Genomic DNA, 25,790 nt, shown 5'->3' with positions numbered 1-25,790 from the left:
CTCTCGGCGGCTGTCGGGGTCCGGCGCGTCTGTCCGGAGGCGACCGGCCCGTCATGCTGCCAAGGGAGACCGAGGGCCTGCCGGCCGGCGAGCTGGCGGGGCTGGGCAGGGTGTGAGTCCGTGGGGGTGGGGGACCGGGCCGTGCTCTCGGAGGCTGCCCGGGTCCGGCGCGTCCGTCCGGGGGCGACCGGCACGTCACCCCGTCAAGGCAGACCGAGGGCCTGTCGGCCGGCGAGCGGGCGGGGCTGAGCAGGGCGTGAGCCCGCGGTGGTGGGGGTCCGGGCCGCCGCGCTCACCGCGACTGCCGGGACCTGGTCCCACCGTCCGAGGGCGTACGGCCCGTCAACACCCCGTGAGCGGAACCCCGTGACCGGCCCCGACCACACCGGAGACAATGGACCCGTGCGCTATCGCATCCTCGGCACCACCCAGGCACTCCGTCCCGACGGTACGTCCGTCCCGGTCGGCGGCACGCGGCTGCGCGCGCTGCTGACCGTTCTCGCTCTGCGGCCGGGCCGTACCGTCCCCGTGAGCCTGCTCGTGGACGAGGTGTGGGGTGACGACCCGCCGGCCGACGCCACCGGTGCGCTGCAGGCTCTGGTCGGGCGGCTCAGGCGCGCGGTCGGGGCGGACGCGGTCGCCTCGGTGGAGGGCGGCTACCGGCTGACGGCGGGGCCGGACGACATCGACCTGCACCGTTTCGAGCGGCTCGCCAGTGACGGCATGCGGGCGCTGACCGACGGCGACCCCGCGAAGGCGGCCGTCGTCCTGGACGACGCCCTCGCTCTGTGGCGGGGTCCGGCCCTGGCCGATCTGCCCGACCGTACGGCCGAGGCGGCACGCGCGGAGGCCCGCCGTCTGGACGCACTGCGCGCCCGCCACGCCGCCGCGCTCGCCCTCGGCCACGCCGACCAGTCCCTCCCCGAACTGACCGCCCTCTGCGACACCCACCCCCTCGACGAACCCCTCCAGTCCCTGCGACTGCGCGCCCTGCGCGACACGGGCCGCACGGCGGAGGCACTGGCCGCGTACGAGTCCGTACGACAGCTGCTCGCGGACCGGCTGGGAGCGGACCCGGGAGCCGAACTGCGGGCACTGCACGGTGAGTTGCTGCGACCGGAGCCGTCCGCCGCGGACGGACGGGGCGGCCAGGACGGACGGGGCGGCCGTCGGGAGACCGGGTCCGGCGCAGCGGGCGATCGCGCATCCGCTCGTCCGGCCTCAGCTCCCTCCGGCAACCTCCGTGCCCGTCTCACCTCCTTCGTCGGCCGGGAAGCCGACATCGATGCCATCCGTCAGGACCTCGCGGCCGCGCGGCTCGTCACGCTGCTCGGGCCCGGCGGGGCCGGGAAGACGCGGCTTTCGCAGGAGGCCGCCGAGGCCGTGGGGGACGTGGTGCGGGACGGGGTGTGGCTGGCCGAACTCGCGCCGGTCGACGACCCGGACGCCGTGCCCGAGGCCGTGCTCACCGCCGTCGGTGCTCGCGAGACCGTGCTGTACGGCGCCGGTGCCGAGGCGATGCGAGCCGCAGGGAGCGAGCGGCTGGACGACCCCGTCGAGCGGCTCGCCGAGCACTGCGGCCGGCGCAGCATGCTGCTGATCCTCGACAACTGCGAGCACGTGGTCGACGCGGCCGCCCGTCTGGCGGAGACGCTCCTGGAGCGCTGCCCCGGGCTGACCGTCCTGGCCACCAGCCGCGAACCGCTGGGAGTGCCGGGGGAGTTGCTGCGGCCCGTGGAGCCCCTGCCCGAGCCGGTCGCGCTGCGGCTGCTCGCCGACCGGGGGGCCGCGGCCCGGCCCGGATTCCGGGTCGACGGCGACGAGGGGACCGCGGAGGCCTGTGCGGAGATCTGCCGGCGGCTCGACGGGCTGCCCCTCGGTATCGAGCTCGCCGCCGCCCGGCTAAGGATGCTGACGCCACGTCAGATCGCCGACCGGCTCGACGACCGCTTCCGGCTGCTGACCTCCGGCAGTCGTACCGTGCTGCCCCGCCAGCAGACCCTGCGGGCCGTCGTCGACTGGTCGTGGGACCTGCTCGACGGCGAGGAACGGGACGTCCTGCGGCGGCTGTCGGTGTTCGCCGGCGGCTGTGATCTGGCCGCCGCCGAGGCCGTGTGCGGGCCCGCCGCGCTGGACGCGCTCGGCTCGCTCGTCGACAAGTCCCTTGTGGTGGCCGCTCCTTCGGGGGACGGCGAGATGCGCTACCGGCTGCTTGAGACCGTCGCCGAATACGCCGGCGAGCGCCTCGACGAGACCGACGGCTCGCGCGCCGAGGCGGAGCGCGCGCATCTGGCGTACTACCGCGAACTCGCGCGCACCACCGACCCGTTGCTGCGCGGCCCGCGCCAACTCGCCGCCATCGAGCGCCTGGAGCGCGAGTACGAGAACCTCCGCACCGCCCTGCGCCGGGCCGTCGCCGACCGCGACGAGCAGGAGGGGCTGTGCCTGGTGCTGTCGCTGGCCTGGTACTGGCAGATGCGCGACCTGCGCATCGAGGCCCGCAACTGGTCCCGCGAGGTCCAGGGCCTCGGCGCCGACCCCTTCACCGAGCCGGTCCGCCCTGCCGCGCCGGTGTGGGAGCGCTGCACGGACACCCCGCCGCCGTGGACCGGCGAGGTTCTGGAAGAGGCCCGGCGCGGCGCGCACCTCGTCCATCTCGCCTGTATGGACACCGAGTTGGACGCCTGGCAGAACCAGCACGCGCAGGCGAAGCTGCGGTCCATCGCCGCCACCTACGAGCCCGGCATGGCGCAGACCTGCCGGATGCCGGGCTCCCTGTGGTTCTTCGCCATCATGCTCACCGGGGACATGGAGCGGCTGCGCAAGGTCATCCAGGCGACCGTCGACACCTGCCGGGCCACCCCGGGCTACGACTGGGAGCTCGCCGCGGCCCTCCAGTGGCGGGCCAACCTGCTCGCCAACCGCTCCGACTGGGCCGGCGACGCCATCCAGGACGCCGAGGAGGCGCTGGAGATCTACGAGCGGCTCGGCGATCTGTGGGGCACCGCCGAGGCGCTCTCCGCACGTGCCGAGGCCCATGAGCGCAAGGGCGAGTGGCGTGCGGCCGCCGACGACTACGAGAGCGCGATCGAGCGGGCCGAACAACTCGGTGCCCGCGCCCAGAAGTCCGTGCTCAACGCCCGGCTGGGCAGCGTGCTGCTGGAGGCGGGGGAGGCCGAGCGCGGCGAACTGCTGCTGCGTGAGGTGATCGCGGACCAGGACGGCGCCCGCAACGAGGCGATGCCCGCCTCCCGGATGTTCCTCGCCGGCCGGCTCGGCCTGACCGGCCGCATTCCCGAGGCGCGCGAGCAACTACGGCTGCTGCGGCAGCAGTTCGGCATCGCCCACTTCGTCATCTTCGACGCCTTCATCCTCGGCTCGGAGGCCTGGCTGGAAGCGGTCGACGGCTGCTACGAGGAGTGCCTGACGCTGACCCGCCGGGCGCTGGAGAAGTCCGGGGACCCGCTGGCCCTGACCATCGCCCCGCACATGCGCACCATGTACCTGCACACCGCCGCCCTCGCCCTCGCCGGGGCCGACGGCGGCGCCCGCGCCCGCGACGGGGCCCGCTGCCTCAGGGCCGGGGACGCCCTGCTGCCGCCCAGCCACTTCCCGACGTCCGTCGAGCGCACCGTGCGGGGCGACGCCGAGCGGAAGCTGCGCGCGGTGCTCGGTGACGCGGCCTACGAGTCGGCGTACGCCGAGGGCGACGACCTCTCCCCGGAGGAGGCCGCCGCCCTGGTGTGACGCGCACCGACGCCGAACTTCAGTTCTTCGTACGGAACTTGTGGATCGCGTACGGTGCCGCCACCGCCGTGATCGCCGCCGACCAGCCGAGCGTCACCCACAGGTCGTGGGCGACCGGGCCGCCCACCATCAGCCCGCGGGCCGCGTCGGCGAGCGTGGACAGCGGGTTGTAGTCGGTGAAGTGCTGGAGCCAGCCCGGCATGGAGTTCGTCGGTGCGAAGATCGAGGAGCCGAACTGGAGCGGGAACAGCACCAGGAAGCCCATCGCCTGCACGGACTGCGCGTTCTTCAGGATCACGCCCAGGGTGAGGAACACCCACATGATCGAGGAGGCGAACACGGCGGACAGACCGACCGCCGCGAACAGCCCGGCCCAGTGGTTGATGTCGAAGCCGACCAGGACGGCGACGATCATCAGCACGGTGGTCGCGAACAGCATCCGCAGCAGTTCCACGGAGATCTTCGCGAACAGCACCGAGCCGCGCCCAATCGGCAGGGACCGGAAGCGGTCCATGACACCGGAGTTGAAGTCCTGGCTGAAGCCGGTGCCCACGCCCTGGGACAGGGTCATGCTCATCATCGCGATCATGCCCGGGATGACGTACTGGACGTATCCGTCCTGCCCGCCGCCCAGGGCCTGCCCGATCGAGCCGCCGAAGACGTAGACGAACAGCAGGGTGAAGACGACCGGCATCAGGATGGCGTCGAACATCGACTCCGGGTCCTGCCGGATCCACAGCAGGTTGCGGCGGACGAGGGCGCCGGTGTGCCGGAGATGCCCGCGCAGGGGGATCCGGGCGTCGGCGTCGATCGTGGTGGCGGTTGCGGCGCTCATACGGCGACCTCCTCGCGGGTGTCGGTGGGAACGGTGTCCTGCGGGGCACTGGCGCGGTGGCCGGTGAGGGACAGGAACACCTCGTCCAGGCTGGGCAGTTCGGTGCTGATGGAGGAGAGGGTGATGCCACGCGCGGTGACCGCGCCGACCACGGCGGTCAGCTGCTCGTCGCTGAGGATCGGGACGATGACGGTGCCACTCTCGGTGTCCACGGTGCTGGTGGCGAGCCCGGTGATGCCGAGCTCGTCGATCCACCCGGCGAGCGGCTGCAGCTGCAGCGGATCGACGGGCCGTACCCGCAGCGAGCGGCCGCCGACCTTCGCCTTGAGCTCCTCGATGGCGCCGGCGGCGATGACCTTGCCGTGGTCCACCACGGTCAGCTCGGAGGCGAGCTGCTCGGCCTCCTCCATGTACTGGGTGGTCAGCAGGACGGTGACCCCGTCCCCGACCATCCGCTTGACCTCGTCCCACACCTCGTTGCGGGTGCGCGGGTCGAGACCGGTGGTCGGCTCGTCCAGGAAGAGCACCTGGGGCCGGCCGATCATCGAGGCGGCGAGGTCGAGCCGGCGCCGCATACCGCCGGAGTAGGTGCTCGCCGGCCGCTTCGCCGCGTCCGTGAGCGAGAAGCGCTCCAGCAGCTCGTCGGCCCGGGTGCGGGCCTCCTTGCGGGGCAGGTCGAGCAGCCGCCCGATCATGTAGAGGTTCTCCCAGCCCGGCAGCTTCTCGTCCACCGAGGCGTACTGCCCGGTGAGCCCGATGACCCGCCGCAGCTGACGGGGCTGCCGCACGGCGTCGTACCCGGCGACGGTGGCCTGTCCGGCGTCCGGGGCCAGGAGGGTGGACAGAATGCGCACGAGGGTGGTCTTGCCGGCGCCGTTCGGCCCGAGCACACCCATCACGGTGCCCTCGCGCACGTCCAGGTCGACGCCGTCCAGCGCCTTGGTCTCGCCGTAGTGCTTGACCAGCCCCCGCACGGAAACGGCGGAGTCCCCGCTCTGGGGGTTCTTGTCGATTCGCGTCATACCGAGGACAGTGCCAGCCCCCACCGACAAACCACCGACAGGCCGCCTACACGGGCCTACAGGTCGCCGACAGAACAAAAAAGGGGGGCGCCCGGCGTTCACCGGGCGCCCCTTCTCGTCGTACGACCGCTCAGTACCGTACGGCTTCCGCCTGCTCCGGCAGATGGGTCGCGACCACACGCTTCCGTGCGGGCGACGCGTCCACGCGCCGCCGGTCCACGACCGCGGCCACCGCGGCGACGCCGAGGCCCAGCACGGCCAGGGCCGCCCCCGTCAGGGCCGGGGACGTCACGCCGAGGCCCGCGGCCAGGGCGAGGCCGCCGATCCAGGCGCCGCCGGCGTTGGCCAGGTTGAAGGCGGCCTGGTTGGCGGAGGAGGCAAGGGAGGGGGCCGCCGAGGCCTTCTCCATGACCATCAGCTGGAGCGGGGAGCCGGTCACGAAGGCCGCCGTGCCCAGCAGCACGACCGCCACCGCCGCGCTCCACTGCGTCGACATCAGCACCGGGAACAGGGCCAGGACCACGACCAGCGAGGTCAGACCGCCGAAGAGGGTGCCACGCAGCGAGTGGTCGGCGAGCCGTCCGCCGACCAGGTTGCCCGCCGTCGCGCCCACGCCGAACAGCGCGAGCAGCAGCGTCACGCTGGAGTCGGCGTAGCCGGCGGAGTCCGTGAGCATCGGCGTGATGTAGCTGTACGCGGAGAACAGCGCGCCGAAGCCCGCGACCGTCGTGCCGAGCGCCAGCCAGACGGGGACCGACTTCAGTGCGACCAGTTCGCGGCGCAGGCCCATCGCGGGGGCGTGCGCGTGGTCGTGCGGGATGAGGAGGGCCAGGGAGGCTATCGCCGCCAGGCCGATCGCGCTGACGCCGAGGAACGTCGCCCGCCAGCCCAGGTGCTGGCCCATGAGCGTGGCGACGGGCACGCCCGCGATGTTGGCGAGGGTCAGGCCGAGGAACATCAGGGACACCGAACGCGCCTTGCGCTCCGGCGCCACCATGCCGGTGGCGACGACCGCGCCCACCCCGAAGAAGGCACCGTGCGGCAGACCGCTCAGGAAGCGGGCCGCGAGCAGCCAGTGTTCGCCGGGGGCGAGGGCGGAGAGCGCGTTGCCGGCCACGAACAGACCCATCAGGCCGATGAGGACCGTACGGCGGGACATCCGGGCGGTGACCGCGGCGAGCAGCGGGGCGCCGATCACCACGCCCAGCGCGTACGCGGAGACCAGATGACCGGCCGTGGGGATCGAGATGCCGAGGTCGTCGGCGACGTCGGGCAGCAGGCCCATCATCACGAATTCGGTGGTGCCGAGACCGAAAGCGCCGACGGCCAGTGCGAGCAGGGCCAAGGGCATGAAGAGCCGAGCCTTTCAGGGGAGAGCGGAGTTCCGTACCAGTGTATGTTCAAGTACGGAACAAATACTCCCGGGCCCGGTATTCCAAGGGGCTTCCGGCGGGTTACGACGAGGTGGCGAGGTTCACCCGAGCCGCCACCGGCAGATGGTCGCTGCCGGTCTCGGGCAGCGTCCACGAGCTCACCGGCTCCACGCCCTGCACCATGATCTGGTCGATCCGCGCCATCGGGAACGACGCCGGCCAGCTGAACCCGAAGCCGCTGCCCGCCGCGCCCTGCGTGGACCGCATCTGCGAGGTGACGGCGTTGAGCGCGCGGTCGTTCATCGTGCCGTTGAGGTCGCCGAGCAGGATCTTGCGGGGGAGCTTCTCGTCGGCGATGGCCTCGCCCAGCGCGTCGGCGCTCTTGTCGCGCTGCCGGGCGGTGAACCCGGCCTCCATCTTCACCCGCACGGACGGCAGGTGGGCGACGTAGACGGCGACCGGCCCGTCCGGGGCGGCCACCGTGGCCCGCATGGCCCGGGTCCAGCCCAGCTTGATGTCGACGGCCTTCACACCGGTCAGCGGGTACTTGCTCCACAGCCCCACGGTGCCCTCGACTGCGTGGTGCTTGTACGTCGACGCCAGCGCCTTCTCGTACACCGGCACCGCCGAGGTCGTCAGCTCCTCCAGGGCGACCACGTCCGCACCGGAGGCAGCCACGGCCCGGGCGGTGCCGGACGGGTCGGGATTGTCGGCGTTGACGTTGTGGGTGGCCACCGTGAGGTCGCCGCCGGTGGCGGACTTGTCGGAGATCAGCCCGCCGAAGAGGTTCAGCCACACGGCCGCCGGGAGCAGCACCGCGATCAGGGCGGTCGCGGATTTGCGGAGGAGACCGAGCAGCAGCAGCACCGGGACGAACACGCCCAGCCAGGGCAGGAAGGTCTCGATGAGACTGCCGAGGTTGCCGATGGCGTTGGGGATCTGCGCGTGCAGCAGCATCACCAGGGCGATGAGCACCGCGAGGGCGGCCAGGACGGCACCGCGGCGCCAGATGCCCCGGTCACCGCGCCAGCCGGAGACCAGCCGTTCGAGCAGGCGCCGGAACCGGACTCTCCGGCGCTCGGGTCCCGAGCCGCCTTCCGCCGTTTCCGTCACGTATGCCTGCTGCGCCATACCGTCGCCTCACTACCTGCCGTGCACGCCGTTCGCCCCGTTGCCGTGGGGTCTCAGACACCCCGTACGACCCTAGGGGATGATCGGCCTCCGTCTCGTCGTCCCATGACGACCGTACGGGGGCGATGACGTACAAGTCGCCTTCCCGAGTTCCAAGTCCCGGCGGTGAAAGCGCCCTCTGTGACGAAACGCGCACACGCGGGCCGCAGGGGCCTGGACAGGCTCTAGGAACTGACGGGGCGTAGGCCTTCGAGGACGGTGTCGACGATCTGTTCCGAGAGGCCCTCCGGCAGCGCGGCGTTGGGCTGCATGATGGTGCGGAAGAGCATGGGGCCGATGAACAGGTCGTTGACCAGCTCGACGTCGATGTCCGTGCGGAGTTCGCCGTTGGCCTGCCCCCGGCGCAGGATGGCGACCTGCTTGCGCCGCCGGGGCGCGATGACGATCGTGTGGTAGGCGTCCCACAGCTTCGGGCTGCTCTTCATCTGGGCGAAGACACTGTGCAGCAGCGCCGAGGAACGGGCCATCAGCCCGCGCTGGCGCAACTGTTCGAGCAGCGCCACGAGATCGTCGCGCATCGAGGTGCCGGGCAGTTCCGCGTCCGGGGGCTCGGCGGTGCGCACGACGTCGACGAAGAGCTCTTCCTTGCCGTTCCAGCGGCGGTAGATGGTGGCCTTGCCGACGCCCGCGGTACGGGCGATGCGCTCGATCGACAGTTCGGCGAGCGGCACGCCGTCCTCGAGCAGCTTGATGACGGCCTCGACGATGGACCGCTCCACGGCCTCACTGCGGGGTCGGCCCCGTACGGGCCCCGTCTGCCTGCGCTGACTCTCGGCGAGGCCGCTCACGTCGCTGGGTCCTCTCTGTGGGATGAGGATGATTCTCCCTGCCCTACGGCGGCGCGGCGGGGCGGGGTTCGGCCGTTGTCCAGGACGTCACCGGTCCGAGCCCGCGCCGGTGACCTCCTCGTTTCCCGGCCCCGACGCGTTGGGCCGGCGGCCCCGTATCCCTGCCGCGCACCTGCCCGGCCGGTCGACTTCCTGGGGCCGCGCGGGCCCCTGGGGGTGTTCCGTCCGTGCCGCCGCGTCCGGCTGCTGCCGGCTTCCTGCTTCCGTCCGGTCGGGGCGCCCTGTCCTGTGGCTGCCGTCCGGCTTCCGCCCGGCCCGGTCACCCGGCCCGGACGCCACCGTCCCGCCTCCGCCCCGGCCGGGGTCACTCGCTCGCCGGTACCAACTCCTGTTCCTCCTGTCCCTGCTGAGGCTCCGCCGGCCGGCCCGGCAGGAACAGGGCCACCACGACGGCGCCGACCAGGGCCACGCCCGCTCCGCACAGCGCGGTGACGTGCATCGCGTGCAGGAAGGCGTCGTTGGCCGGGCCGACCAGGGCGTCGCCCCGGGGGCCGAGCTTCGTGGCGACGCCGAGGGTGGCCTCGATGGACTCGCCCGCGGTGTGCCGTACGCCTGCCGGAACCGCCCCGAGATGGGGCTCGATGCCGTTGCGGTAGGCCGTGGAGAGCACCGAGCCGAGGACGGCGATGCCGAGCGCGCCGCCGACCTGCCGGAAGGTGTTGCTGAGCGCGGACGCGGAGCCGGCCTTCTCGCGCGGCAGCGCCTGCATGATGACGACGCTGGTCGGCGTCATGATGTGCGCCATGCCGGTGCCCATGAGGAAGAAGATCACCTCGAGGAGCCAGATCGGCGTGTCCGCCTCCAGCGTGGCGAACGCGACCAGCATCGCGGCGATCAGCAGCATGCCCCCCGTGGTCGTCGCCCGGTTGCCGAAGCGGTCGACGACCAGCCGGGCGCGCGGCGCGAAGATCAGCTGCGCGGCGGCCAGCGGCAGCATCAGCAGACCGGTCTGCAGCGGCGAGTAGCCGCGCACGCTCTGGGTGTAGAAGACCGAGAAGAACGTCACGCCCATCAGCGCGAAGAACACCAGCCCTATGGCGCCGATCGCGGCCGAGAAGACCTTGTTCTTGAAGTAGGTGACATCGATCGACGGATGGTCGCTGCGCTTCTCGAACACCACGAAGGCGACGAGTACGGCGAGACCGGCGCCGATGGTCGCCAGCACGGTCGCGTCCGTGAAGTCGGCGAGCTGACCGCCCTTGATGATGCCGTAGACGAGCAGGACCAGGCCGATGACCGACAGCACGACACCGACGGGATCGATCCGCCCGGGATTCGGGTCACGGGAGTCGGGCACCAGCCACAGCATCAGCCCGAGGGCGAGCACCACGATCGGCACGTTGATGAGGAAGACGGAGCCCCACCAGAAGTGGTCGAGGAGCACACCGCCGGTGATCGGCCCGATGGCGATGGCGAGTCCGACGCCACCCGCCCAGATGCCGATGGCCTTGGGCTGCTCGTCGCGCTCGAAGACGTTCATCAGGACGGCGAGCGTGGCCGGCATGACGAACGCCGCGCCGAGGCCCATCAGCGCGCGGAAGGTGATCAGCTGGACCGGCGATCCGGAGAAGGCGGCGAGGGCGGAGCCGGCGCCGAACACGACCAGACCGCCCAGCAGCACCTTCTTGCGGCCGAGCCGGTCGCCGAGCAGGCCCGCGGTGAACAGGAGGCCCGCGAAGACCAGGGTGTAGGCGTTGATCGCCCACTCCAGCTCACTCTGGGTGGCGCCCAGGCCGGTCGGCGCGGGAGTCGAGATCGTCTTGATCGCGACGTTCAGGATCGAGTTGTCGAGCACCACGATCAACAGGCTCAGCATCAGCACGCCGAGGATCGCCCAGCGGCGCCGGTGCACCGCTTCCGGTACCCGGGAGTCAGGGACTGCGGTAGTCATGCCGACGAGCTTAGCGCCATTACGATACGGGACCGTCTCGTATCGTAAGTCTTTACCGAGACCTTACGTGCCTGAACGGTCACATCCACTCCCTCTGGCCCTGACTGGCACGAGGTGCCACCATGGGGGTGATCCGGGGACGCCGTGAGGGCGCCTCGAGATGACGTAAGGAGCCGTTGCAATGACGCAGCTTTCGGCTGCCCACACCAAGCCCTCCGACGGCAGCAAGGCGCTGTACGGGGGGAAGGGCACCCGCCGCATCACTGTTCGGGACATCGCCCTCGCCAAGGAGCGCGGCGAGAAGTGGCCCATGCTCACCGCCTACGACGCGGCGACCGCGTCCGTCTTCGACGAGGCCGGCATCCCGGTCATGCTCGTCGGTGACTCGGCGGGCAACTGCCATCTCGGATACGAGACCACCGTGCCCGTCACGATGGACGAGATGACCATGCTGTCGGCAGCCGTCGTACGGGGCACCTCGCGCGCCCTGATCGTCGGCGACCTGCCCTTCGGTTCGTACCAGGAGGGCCCGGTGCAGGCGCTGCGCTCGGCGACCCGGCTGGTCAAGGACGCGGGCGTCGGCGCCGTGAAGCTCGAGGGCGGCGAGCGCTCCCACGAGCAGATCCGGCTCCTGGTGGAGTCCGGCATCCCGGTCATGGCCCACATCGGCCTGACCCCCCAGTCCGTCAACTCCATGGGCTACCGCGTCCAGGGCCGCGGCGAGGAGGCGGCCCAGCAGCTGCTGCGCGACGCCAAGGCCGTCCAGGACGCGGGCGCGTTCGCCGTCGTCCTGGAGCTGGTCCCGGCGGAGCTCGCGGCCGAGGTCACCCGGGTCCTGCACATCCCGACCGTCGGTATCGGCGCGGGCCCCGAGACCGACGCACAGGTCCTCGTCTGGACCGACATGCTGGGACTCACCGGCGGCCGCGTGCCGAAGTTCGTGAAGCAGTACGCCAACCTGCGCGAGGTCATGGGCAACGCCGTGAAGGCCTTCGCGGTAGATGTCGTCGGCGGCACGTTCCCGCTGGAGGAGCACTCCGTCCACTAGGGCCGAAGGCCCGTCAGAGCCACAGTGGCACCACGCGCCCCGCCGATCTTCCCCCGTCGGCGGGGCGCCCTCCGTTCAGGAGGACTACCTGGACCCGGCCTGGTCGAACCGCTCCAGATCGCGCAGCCAGGCCCTCGCCGAACTGTCCGACGGGGCCCGCCAGTCACCGCGGGGCGACAGCGAACCGCCGGCCGAGACCTTCGGCCCGTTGGGCATCGCCGACCGCTTGAACTGCGCGAACGCGAAGAAGCGCTTGCAGAACACCTCCAGCCACCGCCGGATCTCGGGCAGGTCGTACGCCCCGCGCTTGGCCTCGGGGAAGCCGGGAGGCCAGGCACCGGCATCGACGTCGTGCCAGGCGTGCCAGGCGAGGAAGGCGATCTTCGACGGCCGGAAGCCGTAGCGAAGCACATGGAAGAGCGTGAAGTCGTGCAGTGCGTACGGGCCGATCCTGGACTCGGTGGACTGCATCTCCTCGCCCGGTACGAGCTCCGGGCTGATCTCGGTGTCGAGGATCGCGGCGAGGATGTCGCCGGTCTCCTCGTCGAACTGCTCGCTGCTGATGACCCAGCGGATCAGATGCTGTATCAGCGTCTTCGGCACACCGGAGTTGACGTTGTAGTGGCTCATCTGGTCGCCCACGCCGTACGTGGACCAGCCGAGCGCCAGCTCGGACAGGTCGCCGGTGCCGAGCACGATGCCACCGCGCTGGTTGGCCAGCCGGAACAGGTAGTCGGTGCGCAGGCCCGCCTGGACGTTCTCGAAGGTGACGTCGTAGACCGGCTCGCCGGAGGCGAAGGGGTGGCCCATCTCCTGGAGCATCAGCCGTGCGGTCGGCGTGATGTCCAGCTCGGCCGCGGTGACACCGAGGGCCCGCATCAGCCTGTGGGCGTTGCCCTTGGTGTGGTCGCTGGTGGCGAAACCGGGCAGCGTCCAGGCCAGGATGTCGCTGCGCGGGCGGCCCGCGCGGTCCATCGCGCGAGCAGCGACGATCAGCGCGTGCGTGGAGTCGAGGCCGCCGGACACCCCGATGACGACCTTCGGGCCGCCGATCGCCGCGAGCCGCTGCTGGAGGCCCGCGACCTGGATGTTGTAGGCCTCGTAGCAGTCCTGGGCGAGCCGGTCGGCGTCGGCCGGCACGAACGGGAAGCGTTCCAGGCGGCGCCTGAGGCCCAGGTCGCCCGACGGCGGGTCGAGCTCGAACGACACCGTCCGGAAGTCACCGGTCCGCTCCCGATGGGTACGCCGGTTCTCGTCGAACGTGCCCATCCGCATCCGCTCCTGCCGCAGCAGGTCCAGGTCCACGTCGGCCACCGCGTACTCGTCGCCGAGCGGGAACCGGGTCGTCTCGGCCAGCAGCACGCCGTTCTCGTAGACCATGGCCTGGCCGTCCCAGGACAGGTCGGTGGTCGACTCGCCGAGACCGGCCGCCGCGTACACATAGGCGGCGAGGCAGCGGGAGGACGCCGAGCGGCACAGCAGCTTGCGGTCCTCGGCCCGCCCGACGGTGATCGGGCTGCCGGAGAGGTTGACCAGGACGGTCGCACCGGCGAGGGCCGCCTCCGCGCTGGGCGGCACCGGCACCCACATGTCCTCGCAGATCTCCGCGTGCAGCACGAGCCCGGACACGTCCTCGGCGGCGAACAGCAGGTCCACGCCGAACGGCACGCTCTCGCCGCCGACCCGGATCGACCCGCCGCGCTCGTCGGCGCCGTCACCGATCTGCCGACGCTCGTAGAACTCCCGGTAGTTGGGCGGGTACGACTTCGGTACGACACCGAGGACCCGGCCGCGGTGCACGATCACCGCGCAGTTGTAGACCCGGTTGCGGTGGCGCAGCGGAGCGCCGACGACCAGCACCGGGAGCAGGTCGGCCGACCCGGCCACCACCTGAGCGAGCGCCGCCTCGACCTCGTCGAGCAGCGCGTCCTGCAGCAGCAGGTCCTCGATGGAGTAGCCGCACAGCCCCATCTCCGGGAAGACGGCGACGGCGACCCCCTCGTCGCCGCACCGGCGCGCGTGACGCAGAACCGCCTCGGCGTTGGCGGGCGGGTCCGCGATGACGGTGTGACCCGTGCACGCGGCGACGCGTGCGAACCCGTGCTGATAGATCGACCAGAAGTTCAAGGCAGACACGCGATCAGTGTAATCGTCAGAGCGACGCGATAGGGGAGGGGGTCGTGCCCCGCCCCTTGCCGGATTGTCGTGACCTTGCCTTCAATGAGCGGCATGAGCGGCATAAGTGGTATGAGCAGCGCGCGAGATGACGGCCCGGGCCGTGCGGCCGGATGGGGCTGGTTCCTGGCCTGGCTCCTGGTGGGAGCGTGCGCCGGCGTCGGCCTCGCGGCGATCCTGACGGTGGGCGTGGTCTTCGTCGTACTCGCCGCTGTGGCCGCGGTGTTCCTTCTCCGCACCGGGCCCGGACGCGCTGTCGTGGGCGGCGTCTCGGGAGTGGCCCTGCCGCTGTTCTACCTGGCGTACCTGAACCGGGGCGGTCCGGGGGAGGTGTGCCACGCGGTGCCGGGCGGGCAGGCCTGCACCGACGAGTACACGCCCGTTCCGTTCCTCGTCGCCGGGGCGCTCGTACTGGTGGCGGGTTGCGTGATCCACGCGATGGCCGGCCGCCGCAGGCCAGCGCGCCGCATGCCGGGGAGCTAGGGCCGGACACGCGCGAGGGCCCGGCCCCGGAGGTTCTCACCTTCGGGACCGGACCCCTGTGGACGCGCGTCCGGATCAGTGCCGGCCGAACGACTGCACGTAACCGTTCGCGGGCGTACCCACGCCGGTGACGTCGTCGTATCCCTTGACCGCGGACAGCGAGCTGTCCTTGCCGAGGCTGCGGACCGAGACGACCAGACCACCGCTGGCGTCGGAGCCGTTGACGAAGTCGGTGCGGGCCACCGCGAGTCCGGACCCCGTGGGGTTGTCCGTGACGTCGTGGAAGGCCTTCGAGCCGTACTTCGCGTAGATCGACGGGTTCGCGAACCCGATCGCCTTGCCGCCCCGCGCCTGCTGGGCGAGCGCCTGCACGGCCGCGATCACCGGCGAGGCCAGCGACGTGCCGCCGATGCGGTACTCGCTGTACTGCTGCGAGCCGTCGGGGAAGGTCTGCGTCTGCCCCACCAGGAAACCGGTGTTGGGGTCGGCGATCGCGGAGATGTCCGGGACGACACGGTTGCCCGCGGCGTTGTTGGCCGTGGCGAGCGCGTTCGGGACGACACCCTTCTGGTAGAAGGGCTCGGCGACCGTCTTGCTGGTGCCGCCGCCCGCACCGGAGGTGAACGCGCCGGGGAAGTTGGTCCAGCTCTTGCCGTCCGCGGACAGCAGGGCCTTCTCGGTGCCCCAGCCGGTCTCCCACAGGTACTTGTCGCCCTTGCCGACAGCGAGGGAGGTACCGCCGACCGCCGTCACCCACGCCGAGTTGGCCGGGGTGTCGACCTGCTTCGTACCGGTGTTGGCGACCTCGTCGCCGTTGTCACCGGAGGAGAAGTAGAAGCCGATGCCCTCGACCGCGCCGAACTGGAAGACCTGGTCGTAGGCGGCCGCGAGATCCGGCGTCTGGTTGGCCTCGATGTCGCCCCACGAGTTGGAGACGAGGTCGGCCAGGTGGTTGTCGACGACCTTGCTGAGCGAGTCGAGCAGATCGTCGTCGTAGCAGGACGCGGCACCCACGTACGTGATGTTCGCGTCCGGCGCGACCGCGTGCACGGCCTCGACGTCGAGGGTCTCCTCGCCGTACCAGCCGGACGCCCCGCACTCCTCGGTCTTCGTGTAGTTCTTCGGCAGGACCTGCTTCAGCTGGCTGCTGGCGTAGGCCGCGTCGCCGTTCTTCTTCGCGTACGTGGCCGCGTCGAAGGCGATGGTCGGGGAGGCGTAGGCGTCCGTGATGGCGACGCGCACTCCCTTACCGGTGTACGTGCCCGCGCCGTAGGCGGCGCGCAGCTGCTTGCCCGTGTAGCCCTTGATCGCGTACGGGATCTTCGAGCCGTAGGCCGAGGGCAGCGTGCTCGCGGTGTTCGAGCCGTAGTACGAGGAGAACGGCCCGGCGTTCTTGAACACGGCGTCCGGCGGCGGCAGTTGTTCCTTGCTGCTCGCCTTGTGCGGCGCGTTGTCCAGGCCCGTGACGGTCAGGACGGCACCGTCGAGGGCGGCCGGCGCGGAGGCGGCCTTGGCCGGGGCGTGGTAGGTCTTCGAGCCCTTGCTGTAGTTGTGCAGCTGGGTCCCGAAGGCCTTCTCGACGGCGGCCACGTCACCGCTGACGGCGACGTAGTGCTCGGTCACGTCCGTGACCTTCAGTCCGGCGGACGTCAGCCAGGACTTGACCGCCGAGACCTGGGCGGCGGTGGCGCCGAAACGCTGCTTCGCCTGCCGGGCGCTCAGGTACTTGCCGTACGACGCCGAGCTCGGGTCGGCCACGGCCTTGGCGTAGGCGGCGAGCCCGGTGGCGTCCTTGCCGGCGAGGTAGACCCGGGCGGCGACCTTGGAACTGTCGGCGGTGGCGCCCTTGTCGGCCTTGGCCGTGGCCCACGCGGGCTTGGTCCCGGCCAGCGTGTCCCGGTTCGGGCTGTCCGCGGCGTGTGCCGCGGGTATGCCGAGCGCCAGCGCGCCCGCGAGCATCGGCAGTGTCGCCGCCATGCTCACTCCGGCGCGCACCTTGGCGCGATTGGATCTCATGGAACCCCCTGTGCGGTTCGTCGCGAGTGATCACTCGACCGTCGTCACTCTTTCGATGAACGGTTCATGTCAGGGGAATGCGAATCCCAAGAAGAGCCCAATTAACCTAATGACAAAGCCATTTGAGGATTAAAACGCTTCGAAGACCGAGGGATAACCCTCAGTGACCCTCTAGGAACGCGCTTTCGCGCCGCGCTCCTTCAACATGCCCGCCATCAGGTCGATCTCCGACTGCTGCGCGTCGACCATCCCCTGCGCGAGTCGCTTCTCCACACCGACCGTGCACCTCTCGACACAGCCTTTGGCCATGTGGATGCCGCCCTTGTGATGGTCCGTCATCAACTGCAGATAGAAGATCTCGGCCTGCTTGCCGTTCAGCGTGCCCAGCTTCTTCATCTCGCTGTCGGTCGCCATGCCCGGCATCAGCGAACCCTCGCCCGCCGACGGCATGTCACCCATGCCCATCCACGTCATCGGCGGGTCCGCCGACACCTTCGGCAGCGCCCACAGATCCAGCCAGCCCAGCAGCATGCCGCGCTGGTTGGCCTGCGTCTGCGCGATGTCGTAGGCGAGCCGCCGCACCTCGACGTCCTTGGTGTGGTCGCGCACGATGTACGACATCTCGACGGCCTGCTGGTGGTGCACGGCCATGTCACGCGCGAAACCGGCGTCCGCGGACCCGGCGGACGGGGTGTCGGCCGAGCCGCCGTCCTCGGCCACCGCGTAGGTGATCGCACCGGCCGCGACGAGCACGCCCGCCACGGCCACGGCCACCCCCGCGAACCTCACTGCGACAGACCGTTCGTGCACGCCGCGCCCGGCTCGGGCGTCTGCTCGCCCTGCACGAACTTCTCGAAGAACTTGCCGACGTTCGGGTCGTTCGCCCCCGTCACCGTCCGCTGGTGGCCCCACGCCGACAGCATGATCGGGTCCTTCTGCTTGTCGTCGGGACTCATCAGCGTGTACGGGGTCTTCTTCACCTTCGCCGCGAGCGCCTCGACGTCGGACTTCTTGGCCTTGTCGGTGTACGTCACCCAGACCGCGCCGTGCTCCAGCGAGTGCACGGCGTTCATGTTGTTGAGCGCCTTGGTGTAGACGTCGCCGTTGCAGTTCATCCAGACCTGGTTGTGGTCACCGCCGACCGGCGGCTCCATCGGGTAGGCCACCGTCTTGGCGACATGGTTGCGGCCCAGCGTGCCCTTCCAGGTCTTCACACCGTCCGAGCCCGTGACGAAGTGCCCCTTCCCCTTGCCGTCGGCCGCCGTGCTGTCGTCGGACTGTGACTGCACCAGCACGATGCCGCCGACGACCAGACCGGCGACGACGACCACGCTCGCGGCGATCGTGAGGATCCGGTTGCGGCGCTCTCTGGCCTGTTCGGCGCGCCGCATCTCCTCTATACGCGCCTTGCGTGCCGAGGCGGTGCTCTTCTTGGCGGAACCCATGAGGTGTGTCCTTCTGGGGGGAAAGGGCGGTCGGATGGTGACGATCGGTCTGCTGATCGTAGTGGGGCGGGGGTGACTTCTCGCAGGGAGCCCACAGGAAACCCGGGCGCGGGGTGAGACGGGAAGGGCCGGGCATTACGTATGACGGTCCGAGCAGGCAAGATGGGCGGCAGAGCAGTACATCCGCCGCACGTGAGGCGTTCATTCCCGGGTCGCCGGGACGATCAAGGTCGGCAACGCGCACGAAATGCTGCTGTGGTGTGATGCTCAGGTGCCCGACCGCCTCCTGCGGGACACGGAGACAGGCGGCCTGACCAGCAAGGATGGGGAAGCGGAAGATGGACAAGCAGCAGGAGTTCGTGCTCCGGACCTTGGAGGAACGCGACATCCGGTTCGTACGTCTGTGGTTCACGGATGTGCTGGGCTTCCTCAAGTCCGTGGCCGTGGCCCCGGCGGAGCTGGAGCAGGCCTTCGACGAGGGAATCGGTTTCGACGGCTCCGCGATCGAGGGCTTCGCCCGCGTATACGAGTCCGACATGATCGCCAAGCCGGACCCGTCGACCTTCCAGGTCCTGCCGTGGCGGGCCGAGGCCCCCGGTACGGCCCGGATGTTCTGCGACATCCTCATGCCGGACGGCTCCCCGTCCTTCGCGGACCCCAGGTACGTACTGAAGCGCGCCCTGGCCCGCACCTCCGACCTGGGCTTCACGTTCTACACCCACCCGGAGATCGAGTTCTTCCTGCTGAAGGACCGCCCGCTGGACGGCTCACGCCCCACCCCGGCCGACAACTCCGGCTACTTCGACCACACCCCCCAGAACATCGGCATGGACTTCCGCCGCCAGGCGATCACCATGCTGGAGTCGATGGGCATCTCGGTCGAGTTCTCCCACCACGAGGGCGCCCCCGGCCAGCAGGAGATCGACCTCCGCTACGCCGACGCCCTCTCCACGGCGGACAACATCATGACGTTCCGCCTGGTCATGAAGCAGGTGGCGCTGGAGCAGGGCGTCCAGGCGACCTTCATGCCGAAGCCGTTCTCCGAGCACCCCGGTAGCGGCATGCACACGCACCTCTCCCTCTTCGAGGGCGACCGCAACGCGTTCTACGAGTCGGGCGCGGAGTACCAGCTCTCCAAGGTCGGCCGCTCCTTCATCGCGGGCCTGCTCAAGCACGCGGCGGAGATCGCGGCGGTCACCAACCAGTGGGTGAACTCGTACAAGCGCATCTGGGGCGGCTCCGAGCGCACCGCGGGCGCCGGCGGCGAGGCCCCCTCCTACATCTGCTGGGGCCACAACAACCGCTCCGCCCTGGTCCGGGTCCCGATGTACAAGCCCGGCAAGACCGGCTCGGCCCGTATCGAGGTCCGCTCCATCGACTCCGGCGCCAACCCGTACCTGGCGTACGCCCTGCTCCTGGCCGCCGGCCTCAAGGGCGTCGAGGAGGGCTACGAGCTCCCGCCGGGCGCCGAGGACGACGTCTGGGCCCTCTCCAACTCCGAGCGCCGCGCCATGGGCATCGAGCCCCTGCCCCAGAACCTGGGCGAGGCCCTCACCCTGATGGAGCGCAGCGACCTGGTGGCCGAGACCCTGGGCGAGCACGTCTTCGACTTCTTCCTGCGCAACAAGCGGCAGGAGTGGGAGGAGTACCGCAGCGAGGTCACGGCCTTCGAGCTGCGGAAGAACCTGCCGGTGCTGTAGGGATTTCCTGCCGGAGGGGGCGCGGAGGACCGCGCCCCCTCCGGCGTTGCTACTGCGCCGCCTGCTGGGCCAGTACCTGGTGCAGCGGCTCCGTCTCGCGACGCTTGTACTCCTGGATGGCCCAGCCGTTGCCGTCCGGGTCCTTGAAGTACATGAAGGTGGCGCCGTCCTGTGGGGCGAACTGGACCGGTTCGCTCACGTCCAGACCGCGGGAGGTGAGTTCCTCGTACGCCGCCTTCGCGTCCGTCACACACAGTTGCATGCCGTGGTACGTCCCGGGCTGCGGGGCTCCCGTCGGGACCTGGAGGCCGTCCACCAGGGCGATGGAACAGCCGGAGCCGGGCGGGGTCAGCTGGCAGATGCGGACGCCCTCCATCACCTCGCCGTCCAGATCCACGTGGAAGCCGACCTTGTCGCGGTAGAACTCCTTGGCACGGTCGACGTCCGTGACCGGCAGCAGGATGACTTCGAGGCTCATGTCCATGGCGTGACTCCCTTGTCGACGTCAGTACAGAGGGCCGTTCTCAGAAGCGCCACCGCGTCTGGCTGAACGGCTGTCCCTTACCGAAGCCGAAAACCGTGCGCGGCGCCACCGCATAGACAACGGCGTGTCCCGGTCCGTGATGGAAGTAGCCCTCCCTGACCTCGAAACGCCAGAAGTCGCCGTACTTCGCCTCCCACGCGGCGGCCAGCTCCCGCAGACGGGTGTCGTCGGACACCCGCACCGCCTCGCCCTCCACCACCAGGTCGTAGCCCTTGTCCCAGATGTTGGTGCCGGTCGTCAGCGACACGTGCGCGTTGTGCGCGAGGTTCTTCGCCTTGCGCTCCTCGGGGCCGGTACAGAAGTGCAGCGCCCCGTGCGCCCACACGCCCGGCAACGGCGTGACGTGCGGGCGCCCGTCCGGTCGTACCGTCGAGATCCAGAACAGTTCGGCGGCGGCCAGCAGCGACTCGGCGTCGGCCCAGGAGTGCGCCGTCGCGTCGGGGTCGCTGTAGCGGGGGTCGAGATGGGTCTCGGGTTCCTGCTCGGTCATCACAGAGCCTCCGGCTCGGGGAACACCCGGGCCACCGCGGCGGTCCGGCTCGACACTCCCAGTCTGCCCGCGCTCATGCCGAGGGCCACACAGCGCAGCACGTCCCGTTGGCGGTGGGTGAGGCGGACGGGCTGCCTGCGGCGGCGGGCGGGCCCCCGTAGAGCTCGTAGCCCGGGGCCTGGACGGGGCGGGCGGAGGGTCGTTCACACTGGCGTCTGCGGTGGACGAGACGGGCGCAGCGCCGTTCACGCTGGCGCCCGCGGAGGCATCCAGGTCGCCGGCACGTCCCGTACGGCGGTCACCCGGGCCGGGGACCGCGCGGTGACCGGCGGCCGGGCGTACCCCTTCGACCGGCCCCCGGGCAAGCTGCTCGTGGTGTTGCGGCACTGGCCGTCGCCGTCGAGGCAGCGGGCCGCACGCGACGTGGTGCGCCTGCTGCCGCCGCCGGACGACGTCGCGATCGAGAGCGCCTACCTCGTCGACACCGGCGACTGGGCGCCGGCCGAGCTCGACGGTCACCCGCTGCGGTGGCTGCGCCGCGACACGATCCGCGTCGACGCGACGAAGGCGGGCGCCGTGGGACGCACCCGCCTCACCCTGTCCGGACCGCGCGGGAGGCGCCCCGGTCAGATCACGCCCCCGCCGGACGACGGCGCGTGCGAGGGCGTCGACCCGGCCGTGAACCGGTACGTCGTCCCACCGGAGGTCGAGTCGGGCGCGGCCGTCCCGGAGGTCCTGGCGCGGCTGCGCGAGCGGTGCCTCGACGTCCAGTACGTCTCCATGCCCGGCGGCGGGCACCGCGGCACCGTGCGGTCGATCGAGATACCGATCGCCGGCCACACGGCCCCGGCGGCCGAGCTACCACCCACCGACCCCGAGCCCGCCCAGGGGCACCTGCCGGGCGACAAGGTCCTGACGGACCCCTCCCGGCCCGCCACGGTGATGGTGATCCGCTGACGCGCCCCGCCCGGACCGGCAGACCGGCCCGAAATCCACCCGCCCGCTCCCCGGCGCTCATCCCCGGCTCTCCGGTTACGCTCAATCGATACGACCTTGATCGGACGGGAGGCCGGGGATGACGGCGGCGCCGGGGCGCAGGAGCAGTACCTTCACGCGGCTTCTGCGGCACGGTTTCACCGATCCGTCGGCCGCCGAGCGGCTGCTGGACAGCGGCGAGCTGAGCGGCGTACGCAATGACCCGGTACTGCTGGAGGCGCTCGGCGCGACCGCCGACCCCGACCTCGCCCTGCACGGTCTCGTACGGCTCCTGGAGGCGCAGCCCGACCGGGAGCTGCTCGACACCGTGATAGCGGCGAAGCCGTTGCGCGACCGGCTGCTCGGGGTGCTCGGCGCGTCCGCCGCGCTCGCCGAGCATCTCGCCCGGCACCCGGGTGACTGGCACGCCCTCGTCACCTACGAGCCGCGCGATCTGCACCCCGGCGTCGAGGAGTTCCAACGCGGGCTCGCCGAGGCCACCGACCCCGTCGCCCTGCGCGTCGCCTACCGCCGCTGTCTGCTGTCGATCGCCGCCCGAGACGTGTGCGGCACCACCGACCTCGCCGAGACAGCCGCCGAACTCGCCGACCTCGCCACCGCGACCCTGCGCGCCGCGCTCGCCATAGCGCGGGCGGCCGCACCCGACGACGCCGCGCTGTGCCGGCTCGCGGTGATCGCGATGGGCAAGTGCGGGGGCCACGAGCTGAATTACGTCTCCGACGTGGACGTGATCTTCGTCGGTGAAGCCGTCGACGGGGCCGACGAGGGCAAGGCCCTGCGCGCCGCCACCAAGCTCGCCTCGCACATGATGCGCATCTGCTCCGAGACCACCGTCGAGGGGTCCATCTGGCCCGTGGACGCCAACCTGCGGCCCGAGGGCAGGAACGGCCCGCTCGTGCGCACCCTCGCCAGCCACCTCGCCTACTACCAGCGCTGGGCCAAGACCTGGGAGTTCCAGGCCCTCCTCAAGGCCCGCCCGGTCGCCGGCGACCTCGAACTGGGCGAGGAGTACGTCGCCGCCCTCGAACCCCTGGTCTGGAAGGCCGCCGAGCGCGAGAACTTCGTCGCCGACGTGCAGAAGATGCGGCGCCGGGTCGTGGAGAACATCCCCGTCGCCGAGCTGGACCGGCAACTGAAGCTCGGCCCCGGCGGGCTCAGGGACGTCGAATTCGCCGTCCAGCTCCTGCAGTTGGTGCACGGCCGCGAGGACCGTTCACTGCGCAGCGGCACCACCCTCGACGCCCTGCAGGCCCTCGTCGCCGGCGGCTACGTCGGCCGTGCCGACGCGGCACAGCTCGACGAGGCCTACCGCTTCCTGCGCTCCATGGAGCACCGCATCCAGCTCTACCGGCTGCGCCGCACCCACCTGGTCCCCGTGGACGAGACCGACCAGCGCCGCCTCGGCCGTTCCCTCGGCCTGCGCGCCGACCCGGTGACCGAGCTGAACCGCGAGTGGAAGCGGCACACCTCCGTCGTACGACGCCTGCACGAGAAGCTCTTCTACCGGCCGCTGCTGGACGCCGTGGCCCAACTCGGCCCCGGCGAAATAAGGTTGAGCGCCGGAGCGGCGCGCGAGCGGCTGGTCGCGCTCGGGTACGCCGACCCGGCCTCCGCCCTGCGGCACCTGGAGGCCCTGGCCTCCGGCGTCAGCCGCAAAGCCGCCATCCAGCGCACGCTCCTGCCGGTCCTGCTGGGCTGGTTCGCCGAGTCCGCCGACCCGGACGCCGGACTGCTCAACTTCCGCAAGGTGTCGGACGCGTTGGGAAAAACCCCTTGGTACCTGCGGCTGTTGAGGGACGAGGGCGCCGCCGCCGAGAACCTCGCACGCGTCCTGTCCGCCGGACGCCTCGCCCCCGACCTGCTGATGCGCGCACCCGAAGCCGTCGCCCTCCTCGGGGACGGCGACGGCGGCGGCCTCGCTCCGCGCGGACGGGCCGGTCTCGAACAGGAGATACTCTCCGCGGTCGGCCGCGCTGACGGCGCCGTCCAGGGCGTCACGGCGGCCCGTGGCGTCCGCCGCCGCGAACTCTTCCGTACGGCCGCGGCGGACATCGTCGGCTCCTACGGCACCGAGACCCAGCCGGCCGAGCCGGACCAGGGCGCCCTGGTGGAGCGCGTCGGCGCCGCCGTGTCCGACCTGACCGCCGCGACCCTCGCCGGCACCCTGCGCGCGGTCGTCCGGCAGGGCTGGGGCGACACCCTGCCCACCCGGTTCGCCGTCATCGGCATGGGCCGCTTCGGCGGTCACGAGCTCGGCTACGGCTCCGACGCGGACGTCCTGTTCGTCCACGAGCCGCGCGAGGGCGTCGAGGAACGGGAGGCCTCCGAGGCCGCCAACAAGGTCGTCTCCGAGATGCGCCGCCTGCTCCAGATCCCGAGCGCCGACCCACCGCTGCTCATCGACGCCGGCCTGCGCCCGGAGGGCAAGTCCGGGCCGCTGGTGCGCACGTTGACGTCGTACGCGGCCTACTACCGCCGCTGGTCGCTGGTCTGGGAGTCGCAGGCCCTGCTGCGGGCCGAACCGGTCGCCGGGGACGAGGAGTTGGGCCGCCGGTTCGTCGAACTGATCGATCCCCTGCGTTACCCGACGGCGGGCCTCGGCGACGACGCCGTACGCGAGATCCGGCGGCTCAAGGCGCGCATGGAGTCCGAACGGATGCCTCGCGGCGCCGACCCCAAGCTGCACACCAAGCTCGGGCCCGGCGGGCTGTCCGACGTCGAGTGGACGGTCCAGCTCCTGCAGATGCGGCACGGTGCCGGTGAGCCGGGGCTGCGGACGACTCGCACCCGTGCGGCACTTTCCGCCGCGCGGGCGGCCGGGCTGATCTCCGCGGAGGACACCCAGGTGCTCGACGAGGCGTGGGTGCTGGCCACGCGGGTGCGGAACGCGGTGATGCTGGTGCGGGGGCGGGCCGGGGACACGTTTCCGTCCGAGACGCGGGAACTTGCCGCGGTGGGGCGGTACTTGGGGTATGAGGCGGGGCATGTGGGGGACATGCTGGACGACTATCGGCGTACGGCTCGGCGGGCTCGGAGTGTGGTGGAGGAGTTGTTCTACGGGGCGTAGTGGGGTTTGTTGCTCGGCTGCGGGCAGGTGGGGGCTTGTCGCGCAGTTCCCCGCGCACCTAGCTGGGTCAGCGCGATCCCCATCAGTACGATCGCCATGCCTGTCAGCACCCTCGAATCGAGCCGCTCGTCCAGAACCATCGCGCCAAGAGCTACCGACACGACCGGCAGCAGGTAGCCGACCGTCGCCGCCGTGACCGGGCCCTCGTCCGCGATCAGGCGGTAGTTGAGGTAGAAGGTCACCCCCGTGCCCAGCACCCCCAGGGCCGTCACTGCCCCCAGCCCGATGAGGTCGGTGTCTACCGGGCCGGCCACCGGCACCGACAGCGTGGTCCACGCCGTCGCCATGAGGAGTTGGGCGGCCGAGTACGCCAACGGGGCCTGCCCCGAGGTGAGTTTGCGGGCCATGTACGCGAAGGCCACGGCGTAGCTCGCGGCGGCGGCCAGGAGGGCCAGGGCGCCCCAGGTCAGCAGACCCGAGCGGTGCCACGGGGCGAAGATCAGCACGGTGCCTGCGAAGCCGAGGAGCAGGCCGGTCAGCCGCAGGGGGCGCAGACCGCGGTCGGTGCCGAGCAGGACGCCGATCAGCAGGGACCACAGCGGGGTCGTCGCGTTCAGGACGCCCGCGACGCCGGAGTCGACACTCTGCTCGCCGATCGCGAACAGGGCGAAGGGGATGGCGTTGCAGAACAGGGCGGCGACGACCAGATGAGCCCAGGTGGAGCGGGAGCGGGGCAGCCGCTGGCCGGCCGCGCGGGCCAGGAGGAACAGCACAGCCGTGCCCAGCACACACCGCGCGATCGTGATCTGGGCGGGGGAGAGGCCGTGGTCGAGGGCGAGCTTGATCCAGAGGAAGCCGGATCCCCAGAGGAGGGCGAGGACGGCCATACGCAGAGTCGAGGCGGGGGACATGCCCTCCA

Annotated in this window: 19 protein-coding genes; 6 read left to right on the top strand and 13 right to left on the bottom strand. The window is 71.2% G+C overall.

Going from position 1 to position 25,790, the window contains the following annotated elements:
• The first annotated feature begins 402 nt into the window (after positions 1-402).
• Entirely contained in the window at positions 403-3,747 is a 3,345-nt protein-coding gene (locus BFN33_RS35835) for a BTAD domain-containing putative transcriptional regulator (protein WP_256122944.1), read from the top strand.
• A 19-nt stretch (positions 3,748-3,766) separates the two neighbouring features.
• Here the strand turns inward: BFN33_RS35835 and BFN33_RS35830 are convergent, their stop codons facing one another.
• The 6 genes from BFN33_RS35830 to BFN33_RS35805 all read right to left on the bottom strand — a co-directional run bounded on the left by BFN33_RS35830 (position 3,767) and on the right by BFN33_RS35805 (position 10,907).
• Entirely contained in the window at positions 3,767-4,582 is an 816-nt protein-coding gene (locus BFN33_RS35830) for an ABC transporter permease (protein WP_069764368.1), read from the bottom strand.
• Positions 4,579-5,604: an ATP-binding cassette domain-containing protein gene (locus BFN33_RS35825; RefSeq protein WP_069764367.1), complete on the bottom strand. Its 1,026-nt coding sequence runs from the start codon at positions 5,602-5,604 to the stop codon at positions 4,579-4,581. The genes BFN33_RS35830 and BFN33_RS35825 overlap by 4 nt, the downstream gene beginning before the upstream one ends.
• A 130-nt stretch (positions 5,605-5,734) precedes the next feature.
• Complete coding sequence (locus tag BFN33_RS35820) at positions 5,735-6,955, bottom strand: MFS transporter (protein ID WP_069764366.1); 1,221 nt, start codon at positions 6,953-6,955, stop codon at positions 5,735-5,737.
• Positions 6,956-7,058: 103 nt separating this feature from the next.
• Entirely contained in the window at positions 7,059-8,108 is a 1,050-nt protein-coding gene (locus BFN33_RS35815; RefSeq protein ID WP_069764365.1) for an endonuclease/exonuclease/phosphatase family protein, read from the bottom strand.
• A 224-nt stretch (positions 8,109-8,332) separates the two neighbouring features.
• Complete coding sequence (locus BFN33_RS35810; RefSeq protein WP_069764364.1) at positions 8,333-8,956, bottom strand: TetR/AcrR family transcriptional regulator; 624 nt, start codon at positions 8,954-8,956, stop codon at positions 8,333-8,335.
• Positions 8,957-9,320: 364 nt separating this feature from the next.
• On the bottom strand, positions 9,321-10,907 hold the full coding sequence (locus tag BFN33_RS35805; RefSeq protein ID WP_069764363.1) for an MFS transporter: 1,587 nt from the start codon (positions 10,905-10,907) through the stop codon (positions 9,321-9,323).
• 181 nt (positions 10,908-11,088) lie between these two features.
• Between BFN33_RS35805 and panB the strand changes: the two genes are divergently transcribed.
• The gene (gene panB, locus BFN33_RS35800) at positions 11,089-11,955 is read left to right on the top strand and encodes a 3-methyl-2-oxobutanoate hydroxymethyltransferase (RefSeq protein ID WP_069764362.1); all 867 of its coding nucleotides are present in this window, start codon (positions 11,089-11,091) and stop codon (positions 11,953-11,955) included.
• An 84-nt stretch (positions 11,956-12,039) separates the two neighbouring features.
• On the opposite strand, the gene BFN33_RS35795 is transcribed toward panB, so the two are convergent.
• The gene (locus BFN33_RS35795; RefSeq protein WP_069764361.1) at positions 12,040-14,082 is read right to left on the bottom strand and encodes an NAD(+) synthase; all 2,043 of its coding nucleotides are present in this window, start codon (positions 14,080-14,082) and stop codon (positions 12,040-12,042) included.
• A gap of 102 nt (positions 14,083-14,184) precedes the next feature.
• On the opposite strand from BFN33_RS35795, the gene BFN33_RS35790 reads away from it, so the two are divergent.
• Positions 14,185-14,613, top strand: coding sequence for a hypothetical protein (locus tag BFN33_RS35790; protein ID WP_256122943.1), 429 nt, complete (start codon positions 14,185-14,187; stop codon positions 14,611-14,613).
• Between the two features lie 75 nt (positions 14,614-14,688).
• Here BFN33_RS35790 and BFN33_RS35785 read toward each other — a convergent pair whose 3' ends face one another.
• From BFN33_RS35785 to BFN33_RS35775, 3 genes are all read right to left on the bottom strand, one after another.
• Positions 14,689-16,629: a protease pro-enzyme activation domain-containing protein gene (locus BFN33_RS35785; RefSeq protein WP_069764359.1), complete on the bottom strand. Its 1,941-nt coding sequence runs from the start codon at positions 16,627-16,629 to the stop codon at positions 14,689-14,691.
• A 171-nt stretch (positions 16,630-16,800) separates the two neighbouring features.
• Entirely contained in the window at positions 16,801-17,403 is a 603-nt protein-coding gene (locus BFN33_RS35780; protein ID WP_176742540.1) for a DUF305 domain-containing protein, read from the bottom strand.
• An 11-nt stretch (positions 17,404-17,414) separates the two neighbouring features.
• The gene (locus BFN33_RS35775) at positions 17,415-18,074 is read right to left on the bottom strand and encodes a DUF3105 domain-containing protein (protein WP_069764357.1); all 660 of its coding nucleotides are present in this window, start codon (positions 18,072-18,074) and stop codon (positions 17,415-17,417) included.
• 338 nt (positions 18,075-18,412) lie between these two features.
• Between BFN33_RS35775 and glnA the strand changes: the two genes are divergently transcribed.
• The gene (gene glnA / locus BFN33_RS35770; protein WP_057611816.1) at positions 18,413-19,774 is read left to right on the top strand and encodes a type I glutamate--ammonia ligase; all 1,362 of its coding nucleotides are present in this window, start codon (positions 18,413-18,415) and stop codon (positions 19,772-19,774) included.
• Positions 19,775-19,823: 49 nt separating this feature from the next.
• Here glnA and BFN33_RS35765 read toward each other — a convergent pair whose 3' ends face one another.
• Complete coding sequence (locus BFN33_RS35765; protein WP_057611706.1) at positions 19,824-20,258, bottom strand: VOC family protein; 435 nt, start codon at positions 20,256-20,258, stop codon at positions 19,824-19,826.
• A gap of 40 nt (positions 20,259-20,298) precedes the next feature.
• Complete coding sequence (locus BFN33_RS35760) at positions 20,299-20,808, bottom strand: pyridoxamine 5'-phosphate oxidase family protein (RefSeq protein WP_069764356.1); 510 nt, start codon at positions 20,806-20,808, stop codon at positions 20,299-20,301.
• 321 nt (positions 20,809-21,129) lie between these two features.
• On the opposite strand from BFN33_RS35760, the gene BFN33_RS35755 reads away from it, so the two are divergent.
• Together BFN33_RS35755 and BFN33_RS35750 are read left to right on the top strand one after the other, a co-directional pair.
• Positions 21,130-21,765, top strand: coding sequence for a hypothetical protein (locus BFN33_RS35755; protein ID WP_069764355.1), 636 nt, complete (start codon positions 21,130-21,132; stop codon positions 21,763-21,765).
• A gap of 118 nt (positions 21,766-21,883) precedes the next feature.
• The gene (locus BFN33_RS35750; protein ID WP_069764354.1) at positions 21,884-24,871 is read left to right on the top strand and encodes a bifunctional [glutamine synthetase] adenylyltransferase/[glutamine synthetase]-adenylyl-L-tyrosine phosphorylase; all 2,988 of its coding nucleotides are present in this window, start codon (positions 21,884-21,886) and stop codon (positions 24,869-24,871) included.
• Here BFN33_RS35750 and BFN33_RS35745 read toward each other — a convergent pair.
• Entirely contained in the window at positions 24,859-25,782 is a 924-nt protein-coding gene (locus tag BFN33_RS35745) for a DMT family transporter (RefSeq protein ID WP_069764353.1), read from the bottom strand. The genes BFN33_RS35750 and BFN33_RS35745 overlap by 13 nt on opposite strands.
• Positions 25,783-25,790 lie beyond the last annotated feature (8 nt).

The organism is Streptomyces sp. LUP47B (genome assembly GCF_001746295.1).
Taxonomy (GTDB): Bacteria; Actinomycetota; Actinomycetes; order Streptomycetales; family Streptomycetaceae; genus Streptomyces.
This window is presented reverse-complemented; position numbering and strand designations above follow the sequence as displayed.